This window comes from Novosphingobium sp. PC22D, from assembly GCF_002556635.1.
Taxonomy (GTDB): domain Bacteria; phylum Pseudomonadota; class Alphaproteobacteria; order Sphingomonadales; family Sphingomonadaceae; genus Novosphingobium.
In genome coordinates, this window is the sequence record NZ_MWMO01000032.1 from 21457 (window position 1) to 27713 (window position 6257).

6 protein-coding genes and 1 pseudogene are annotated in these 6257 nt (G+C 58.7%); 3 read left to right on the plus strand and 4 right to left on the minus strand.

The genetic code is table 11. The features are described from left to right. Positions 1 to 122: 122 nt before the first annotated feature. The 3 genes from B2G71_RS23100 (at position 123) to B2G71_RS23110 (ending at position 2795) form a co-directional block, all read left to right on the plus strand. Positions 123 to 752, plus strand: coding sequence for a peroxiredoxin (locus tag B2G71_RS23100; protein WP_098109011.1), 630 nt, complete (start codon positions 123 to 125; stop codon positions 750 to 752). A 77-nt stretch (positions 753 to 829) separates the two neighbouring features. Further along, positions 830 to 2182: an MBL fold metallo-hydrolase gene (locus B2G71_RS23105; protein ID WP_098109012.1), complete on the plus strand. Its 1353-nt coding sequence runs from the start codon at positions 830 to 832 to the stop codon at positions 2180 to 2182. Then, positions 2175 to 2795 (plus strand): class I SAM-dependent methyltransferase, encoded by a 621-nt coding sequence (locus B2G71_RS23110; protein WP_098109013.1) that lies wholly within the window; start codon positions 2175 to 2177, stop codon positions 2793 to 2795. The genes B2G71_RS23105 and B2G71_RS23110 overlap by 8 nt, the downstream gene beginning before the upstream one ends. Before the next feature lie 40 nt (positions 2796 to 2835). On the opposite strand, the gene B2G71_RS23115 is transcribed toward B2G71_RS23110, so the two are convergent. The 4 genes and pseudogenes from B2G71_RS23115 to B2G71_RS24385 all read right to left on the minus strand — a co-directional run. Next, the gene (locus B2G71_RS23115) at positions 2836 to 4971 is read right to left on the minus strand and encodes a TonB-dependent receptor (protein WP_098109014.1); all 2136 of its coding nucleotides are present in this window, start codon (positions 4969 to 4971) and stop codon (positions 2836 to 2838) included. Positions 4972 to 5027: 56 nt separating this feature from the next. Next, on the minus strand, positions 5028 to 5429 hold the full coding sequence (locus B2G71_RS23920) for a DUF2946 family protein (RefSeq protein ID WP_141521686.1): 402 nt from the start codon (positions 5427 to 5429) through the stop codon (positions 5028 to 5030). Positions 5430 to 5739: 310 nt separating this feature from the next. Continuing rightward, on the minus strand, positions 5740 to 6048 hold the full coding sequence (locus tag B2G71_RS23120) for a hypothetical protein (RefSeq protein ID WP_066766899.1): 309 nt from the start codon (positions 6046 to 6048) through the stop codon (positions 5740 to 5742). A gap of 17 nt (positions 6049 to 6065) precedes the next feature. Further along, positions 6066 to 6257 (minus strand): annotated as a pseudogene (locus B2G71_RS24385) (hypothetical protein); the annotation flags it as partial.

Below are 6257 nucleotides of genomic sequence, written 5' to 3' on the forward strand. Positions count from 1 at the left end.
GCGTTTTCAGCCTTTCGGTCTTGCCAGTTGGTTTATCACTTATTGCAATCGATAATTTGAATTGGGCAGCGTATCTGGGTCTCTCTACAAAGGGTGCATCGACACGAAACAAGGAAATCGAAATGAGCCTTCACATCGGTGACACCGCCCCCGACTTCACCGTCGACACCCAGAATGGCGAGATCAGCCTGCACGACTGGGCTGGCGATAGCTGGGTGTTTTTCTTCAGCCACCCGGCCGACTTCACCCCCGTCTGCACTACAGAGATGGGCCGCACCGCGCAGCTCGCCAGCGAGTTCGACAAGCGCAATGTGAAGCCACTTGGCCTCTCGACCGACACTGCCGAAGAACACGCCAAGTGGATCGAAGACGTCAACGACACCCAGAACACCAACCTCGTATTCCCGATCGTCGCTGATGCCGATCTCAAGATCGCGAAGCTTTATGACATGATCCATCCGGATCAGAGCGAGACGGCGGCTGTGCGGTCGGTATTCATCATCGATCCGGACAAGAAGATCCGGCTCACCATGACGTATCCCATGAGCGTGGGACGAAACTTCGACGAGATCCTGCGCGCGATCGATGCGCTCCAGTTCAGCGACAAGCATGGCGTGGCAACGCCCGCTGATTGGCGCGAAGGCAAGGATGCGATCATTCCACCGTCAGTTTCCGACGACGATGCGAAAGCGCGTTTCCCGCAGGGCTTTACTACGCTTCGTCCCTACCTCCGCACAGTGAAAATCGATTGAGCGTCCGCCCTCATCGAATCTTTTGAAAGCGGGATCGGTTCGCGCCGGTCCCGCTTTTTCCATATAAAGGAGGCACTATGCTGCTCGAAAAGATCAAGACCCCCGGCCTGTCCCACCTGTCCTACCTGATTGGTTCGGGCGGGAAGGCGGCCGTCATCGATCCGCGCCGCGACTGCGAATGCTATGTCGAAATGGCACGCGCCGAGGGGCTGGAGATTACCCATATCTTCGAAACCCATCGCAACGAGGATTTGGTTTCGGGGGCGCCCATCCTGAGGGAACTGACCGGCGCACGCGTCCTGCACGGCCCCAACCCTGCCGGCGCGGTCGAATATGCTGAGACCGCGCGCGAAGGTGATGAGTTCGAGATAGGGCAGCTCAAAATCCAGGTGCTGGAAACGCCGGGGCATACGGACGACCATCTTGCCTTTGCGCTACACGACACGGCTTATCCAGATGGCCCGGTAGGCGTATTCACTGGAGACGCTCTGTTCGTTGGTGATGTCGGACGCACGGATTTCTATCCCGATCGCAAGCGTGAGGTCGCCGGGCTTCTTTACGACTCGCTACAAAAGATCCTGGCACTCGGGGATCAGGTCATTCTCTACCCCGCTCATGGCGCGGGCTCCGTCTGTGGATCGGGGATGGCCGAACGGGAATTCTCGACCCTCGGCCACGAACGCGCGAACAATCCGCGCCTGCAGTTCGAAAGCCGCGATGCCTTCATCGATTTCAAGGTGGAGGAAAATCACTACCAGCCGCCTTACTTCCGGCTGATGGAGCGCCTCAATCTGGAAGGCGGCGAAGCTGCGCCTCGTGTTATGCGACCCAGGCGCCTGTCGCTGTCCAAATTGAGTGACATCGATGTCGACCACCTGGTGGATGTGCGCGAGCCGCTTGCCTTTGCGTCCGGCCATCTGCCCGGTTCCATGAACCTGCCGATTGGCATGATCTCGGCATTCGCAGGATGGTTCATCCGCGAAAGCGAGAGTGTCGCTCTCATTGCTTCCGATGAAGACCAGCTCGAAGTTGCCATGACGCATCTCGTGCGGATCGCACTCGACGATATCCAGGGCGGCTATGTCGGCGTCGTTCCTGCAGCTGCGCAAGGCAAATCGATGCGGACTATTCCGATGATTGGAACCGAGGAAGTCGAACGTCGCTTGGAAGGTGGCAAAGATGGCTGGACTCTGCTTGACGTCAGGGATGCGGACGAACGCGCGGAAGGCGCGATCAAAGGCTCCCAGCACATCTACGTGGGCGAACTCAACGAGCGCTATCGCGACCTTGATCCGGCGCAGCACTACACGTTGATGTGTGCCAGCGGAATGCGGGCCACGGTTGCTGCCGGCTGGCTGGCAAGCCGCGACTTCAAAAATCTGGACGTCTATCTCGGCTCGATGGGAGCCTGGAAAGCGGCCCATGACTGAACCGGATCAGGCGGCCTTCTGGAATGAGCGTTATTCGGCGGACGATTATCTGTTCGGCACCGCGCCCAACGCATTTCTGGCTCGCGAGGTGCATCGCCTGACCCCGGGATCGAACGTCCTGGCGGTCGCCGAAGGCGAAGGGCGAAACAGCGTGTTCCTGGCCCAGCACGGCCATCGCGTCGTCGCTAGCGACGTTTCGGAAAGGGCGCTCGATAAAGCGAGAGCTCTTGCAGAGCGGCGAGGGGTCGAAGTCGAATATCGGCATGTAAACTTAGCCGATTGGGAATGGCCGGCGGAAGCATTCGATGCGGTGGTCGGCATCTTCATCCAGTTTGCTGGTCCCGAGCTGCGTGAGGACATCTTCGGTGGCATGCATCGCTCGCTGAAGCCGGGTGGTCTGCTGCTGCTCGAAGGCTACCGCGAAGAACAGCTGGCCTATGGGACAGGCGGTCCGCCCAATATCGAGAACCTATATACGGAGGACGGTTTGCGCCGCGCCTTCTCGGCGTGGGAGATCGAATTGCTCGATGCCTACGATGCCGAGATCGAGGAGGGGACCGGCCATTCGGGCAAGTCGGCGCTGATCGACCTGATTGCGCGGAAGCGCAGTTGAAGAATGCCAGCCGGAGCTCCAGCCCCGGCTGGCATCACGATCAGAAGTTTGCGCTCGTGCGGATCCAGACACCTCGACCATAGCCTGGCAGTCGTTCGCTCAGCGGCACGTCAGATGCCTCCCCACGGTTCCTGCCTGCTAGGTGCGGCTGGTAGAAAGTGTCGAATATGTTCTCGACACCAGCTTCGAGCTTCACACCATCGCGCAGTCTGAACTGCGCGAACAATCCCGCAATGACATAACCCTCGCTGGTATCCTCGTCGTTGCTGATCGAAACGGCATTCTGATCTGCCGCACCTGTCAGCTCGCCGCCAATGGCGAATCGATCGCCCTCATAGGCAATCGAGATACGCCCATTCAGGGGAGGAACGCGGTAGAGATCATCGTCGATATCTCTCCTCATGCCTCGCACGTAATTCACGGTGCCGTCGATCAGGACGCGCGCTGTCGGTCGGACGGTAAAATCCAGATCCATGCCGTAAAATTCGGCGTCGACATTGCGGAACGTCAACGGCGTCGGATCACCGTTCATATTCGCCACCATTTCGACCGGCGTATCGAGCACGCCAACGGTTGCATCGAAGGGAGTGCCCTGGATGAAATCGTCGACCCGGCGATAGTAGGCGGTCGGGCGAAACGTGAAGACTTCACCGTTAAAATCGGCGCCGGCCTCCAAGGTATAGGCTACCTCTGGCTCGAGAGCCTGATTGCCCACATAGATATTCCCGTCCGCCAAGCCATAGCTCGCTTCCGTCGGTAACCATGCGAAACGTTCCAAAAGGCTTGGAACACGAGTCTTGCGCGATAGGGTCACACGCGGGACGAATTCACCCATCGGGACCCATGCCCGTGCAACCACATCCACCGTCGTATCGCTTTGCTCGCGTCCGGATGCAGCGAATGCTGCCGCGAGCATACGCGGTCCCATCGGAACGGCTGTTCCGAGCTGGGGGACCCCTGCGGTCTGGCTGGTGCGATCAAGACGCGCGCCAAGTTCGAACTCGGCAGCTCCGATACCGCCACGCCACTGAACGAAGCCGCCGATGCGTTCCGAAGACAAGTTCGGTTGGGCTTCCAGAAAAAAGGCGGCATTGGTCGGGTTGGTGATCGTCACGTCCTTGTCGACCATCTCGACATCGCCGCCCACGGTTACATTGCGCCAATCCGAGCCGAAGCGCAGTGCAATTTCGCCGGTGTTGGTGTCAGCGTCCGCGAACGTCGCACGTGCTCGCATGGCTTGAGCTGCCGGCTGCCTGGTCGTCTGGTTGTCCATAAGGTGACGAACAGCAACATGGCCCATCCGTAGCTCAAGATGGAGGTCATCGGTAAGCTGCCCCCTGTAACCGGCCTGAAGGAAGTCGGTATCGAAATAGACGATGTCCAGCGCGAAAGGCGGGTTGCCGGTCGGGTCGGTTTCGCTGCGCCGGTATTCGACGAAGAATTCGCCTTCACCAGCACGAAAGCCTCCTTCGACACCATAAAGCTGTCGCTCGAAAGATGTGCCGATAGCCGTGCCACCAGCGTAATCGTAATCGTCACCTTCCTCGCGGCTACCGATGACGCCTAGTCGCCACCGAAGTGTCGCAATGCCGATCTGCCCGCCAATCGCGTAGCTATTGTCGACACTTCGATATTGCCCCGCTGCGTAGGCGTTGGCGGCAAGCTCACCGGTGTCGGAGAAGCGCGTCCCGACAAGCTGCGCATTGACCGCAGCGGACAGGCTCGGCCCTTGTGATACGGGCGCCGTGCCCCGTGTGATCTCGATCCGGTCGATAAGGATGGAAGGGGCGTAATGCAGTGGGGGATCCATGGCGTTTGGCCCGCCGGATGCAAACCTCTGGCCATTGATACGGCCGAGAACACGTTCTCCGAATAGTCCTCGATAGGACAGCTGTCCCGAAAGAGCGCCGTTCTGAATCAGTGCACCTCCGGGCGTGCGCGCGGCAATTCCCGCTGCGTCGGCTGGAATTGCAATCTGCTCTGGAGGGGATTGGTTATCCGCTTGGAACGGGTCGGTCTTCGATGCCGTTACTATGATCGTATCAGTAAGCAGATCGTTGGCGCTGGAACGATCGTCCTCTGGCGCATTGGATTGCCGGGCAACTACGGCATCTGGTGCCGCGATAAGCGAAAGAGCCGAGGCACTGAAAAGCGCCCGGCGAAGGGGAAATTTCATTGGTCATATCCTGAATACGGAAGTGCGTGATCAACTCCGCTGGTCGCAGAGCGCGTTCAGGAAAAAATTGGTGGGCCTGTTGGCGGAGGTGGCGGTGCCGCCAGACCCATCCCGATGCCGACATTTGAAGCAAGGAGAGGCGAGTCTGCTTCAAAGCCTTTGACTGGTTCTGCCATCGGCGGAGAAACGGGCGGGACCGCGAATGCGTTCGCCACCACGCCGTAGGGGCACGGATCGCTGGCCGCTTGGTGGTCGTCGCCGGAATGCTGATCGGCACCATGCATAGCATGGTCGACCCGAGCTTGAGCGAGCGCTTCGAACCTTATGCGCTGTGCTTCGGTTAATCCTTGCGAACAGATGCGGACGACAAATCGACCATCGCGTGCCTTCGCCGGCATCCAACCTGTCGGAACGACATTCGCAAAGATCAGCGCAATCGCTGATAGCAGCAGGATCATGCATCTTGGCAAAGGTGGCGAACGTCGTCGCATGAACTTCGCCTAGAGCCACGAAAAACGTGCCTCAAGCACCAAATCTAGGCTACTGGGAATCGCATCGCATCAGTGTTGGGTTGTGGTCCGTCGCTCGCCAGAAGCAGTGTGTCCGCAATCGGCCGAACCCCAGTTGCGAGGATCTGCCTTGGAAGTAAATGAGGGCTGGATTGTGGGCCGGGCCGCCGAATGCGCGCGGATTTCCGATCACTTGTCAATTAGTTGGCCCGTAATCACGATAGCTTTTTTGGGACTCGAATCTTGATTTGCTTCTCCGTCAGGGAGTGAATGTTCCGGCAGGCTCTGCGTAGCTCTTGATGCTCTTTTTGGGGCTTTCATGCCAGCCGATATTGAATGCCCAATAGGTCGGAAAGAAATAGAGCGTTGAGTAAGGGAGGTGCTCGTGGATCCATCGAGCGAGTATCTGCCAATCGCCTTGCTCTTGGTGATTGGCCCAGAAACTGGGAACGACCTCACAAGCCATCGCCCCCATGTGTCCGTTCACATCGAGGCGATCCCAGATGTGCCCCGCGAAATTGCTCTCGTTCGAAGCACAGGTGTAGCCGGCCTTCTTCTTGCGCTGCATCGCATTGCAAAAGCCATTTACCTCACACGAGCGATACGCAGACCGGATCGCAATCCTGCCCCAATGGTCTTGAAGGGGTTCGAGCAATTCCTCGCATAGGTGTCTGCCTGCCTTGATCGCCAGGTCTGGATCATCTGGCGGTTCTGCATCGACCAGCCCACCACTCGGCGGGAGTAAAGGTCGATCACCACCGCCAGATAGGCAAAGCC